The organism is Photorhabdus aballayi, from assembly GCF_026153155.1.
GTDB lineage: Bacteria > Pseudomonadota > Gammaproteobacteria > Enterobacterales > Enterobacteriaceae > Photorhabdus > Photorhabdus luminescens.
This window is the reverse complement of record NZ_JAPFCD010000122.1, coordinates 1-2,106: the sequence shown is the minus strand read 5'-3', so window position 1 is coordinate 2,106 and position 2,106 is coordinate 1. Positions and strand designations below refer to the sequence as shown.

General features: G+C 46.8%; 3 protein-coding genes. All 3 read right to left on the bottom strand.

All coding sequences use genetic code 11. The features are described from left to right. Window positions 1–221 (bottom strand): Rpn family recombination-promoting nuclease/putative transposase (locus OO184_RS24780; RefSeq protein WP_265381435.1); only part of this gene is annotated, 221 nt, incomplete at its 3' end. Window positions 222–366: 145 nt separating this feature from the next. After that, window positions 367–1,365 (bottom strand): Rpn family recombination-promoting nuclease/putative transposase, encoded by a 999-nt coding sequence (locus OO184_RS24775; protein ID WP_265381434.1) that lies wholly within the window; start codon window positions 1,363–1,365, stop codon window positions 367–369. A gap of 145 nt (window positions 1,366–1,510) precedes the next feature. Further along, a partial coding sequence (locus OO184_RS24770) for an Rpn family recombination-promoting nuclease/putative transposase (protein ID WP_265381433.1) occupies window positions 1,511–2,106 on the bottom strand: 596 nt, incomplete at its 5' end.

Sequence of the window (2,106 nt, the reverse complement as noted above, 5' to 3'; positions counted from 1 at the left end):
TCACCCTTACCTGCTTTCAACGAATACAACACGTCGCTGTAGTACGGTCGAAGATCGTCTTCGATAAAACTCCCTGACGCCAGTTGCAGCGTTTCCAGATCACACACTTTGAGTAACGCCGGCGGTAGATGAAATTGCAGAAAATCCCTGGCAGTATCCGGATGTGTCAGGAACTGCTTAAAAATAGCATCATGCAATGTAGGTGTGGTGTTTTTCTTCATCGTTCATCATATCCTAAAAACGCCAAGTTTAACTTTAACACACCCTACAGATGTTCACATGGGGGGCTATTTTATTAACCTTTCCAATAAAAAAGCGTTAGCTGCTTAGCCAACGCCCTTAATGGAATTCTTACTGGTGCCAGAATTAGTGGCGAATTTGCGCCAATTCGTCTTCGGAAAGACCGGTCATTTTCATAACGGTCGTGCGATCAAGACCACTAACTAACATAGTGCGGGCAATCTTAATCGCTTCCTCTTTACGGCCTTTTTGTTCGCCCAGCTGCATACCTTTCTGTACACCCAGCTGCATACCTTTCTGTTCGCCCAGCTGTATACCTCTCTGTTCACCCAGCTGTATACCTTTCTGAATCCCGCGTTGTTCGCCTTCAAGGCGCAGTTTTTCAGCGATAGTCATCAGAGCTTCCTCATGCTGTGGCATGCGTAATGCCAGAGTATTTAACAAAGCAGCCGGGTTGTGGGATTCTCCCGCCTGCAACATATAGTTTATCACAGAAACCAGCTGTTCCTGAGTGGTGTATCCTTCAAGCAATAATGTGACCAATTGCTCAAGAAAATCAGCCAGGTCGCGCTGCCGAATATGTTTCTGTAGTAGCTCAAGCGCGGCCATGCGTCGGTGCTTCATGATTTCGTCATCGGCAATGACGGTGATATCCACCAACGGGAAATCGTTACTGTAGAGTTCGCAGGCCAGTTTAGGGTCATCAAACTCCTGCAACCAGCTCATTGAGTATGGATATGGACTGACTTTTCCCTGGTAGAACAATATCGGTATCACCAGAGGTAACGTTTTATGACCAGCATCAAGATGACGTTGCATCGCAGCGATCGCATAACGTAGCAGCCGAAACGCCATATGTTTGTCCGGTGAACTCTGATGCTCAATCAGACAATACACGTAGCCATCACCCTTACCTGCTTTCAACGAATACAACACGTCGCTGTAGTACGGTCGAAGATCGTCTTCGATAAAACTCCCTGACGCCAGTTGCAGGGTTTCCAGATCACACACTTCGAGTAACGCCGGCGGTAGATGAAATTGCAGAAAATCCCTGGCAGTATCCGGATGTGTCAGGAACTGCTTAAAAATAGCATCATGCAATGTAGGTGTGGTGTTTTTCTTCATCGTTCATCATATCCTAAAAACGCCAAGTTTAACTTTAACACACCCTACAGATGTTCACATGGGGGGCTATTTTATTAACCTTTCCAATAAAAAAGCGTTAGCTGCTTAGCTAACGCTCTTAATGGAATTCTTACTGGTGTCAGAATTAGTGGCGAATTTGCGCCAATTCATCTTCGGAAAGACCGGTCATTTTCATAACGGTCGTGCGATCAAGACCACTAACCAACATAGTGCGGGCAATCTTAATCGCTTCCTCTTTACGGCCTTTTTGTTCGCCCAGCTGCATACCTTTCTGTTCGCCCAGCTGTATACCTCTCTGTTCACCCAGCTGTATACCTTTCTGAATTCCGCGTTCTTCGCCTTCAAGGCGCAGTTTTTCAGCGATAGTCATCAGAGCTTCCTCATGCTGTGGCATGCGTAATGCCAGAGTATTTAACAAAGCAGCCGGGTTGTGGGATTCTCCCGCCTGCAACATGTAGTTTATCACAGAAACCAGCTGTTCCTGAGTGGTGTATCCTTCAAGCAATAATGTGACCAATTGCTCAAGCAAATCAGCCAGGTCGCGCTGCCGAATATGTTTTTGCAGCAGCTCAAGCACGGCCATGCGTCGGTGCTTCATGATTTCGTCATCGGCAATGACGGTGATATCCACCAACGGGAAATCGTTACTGTAGAGTTCGCCGGCCAGCTCAGGATCATCAAACTCCTGCAACCAGCTCATTGAGTATGGATATGGACTGA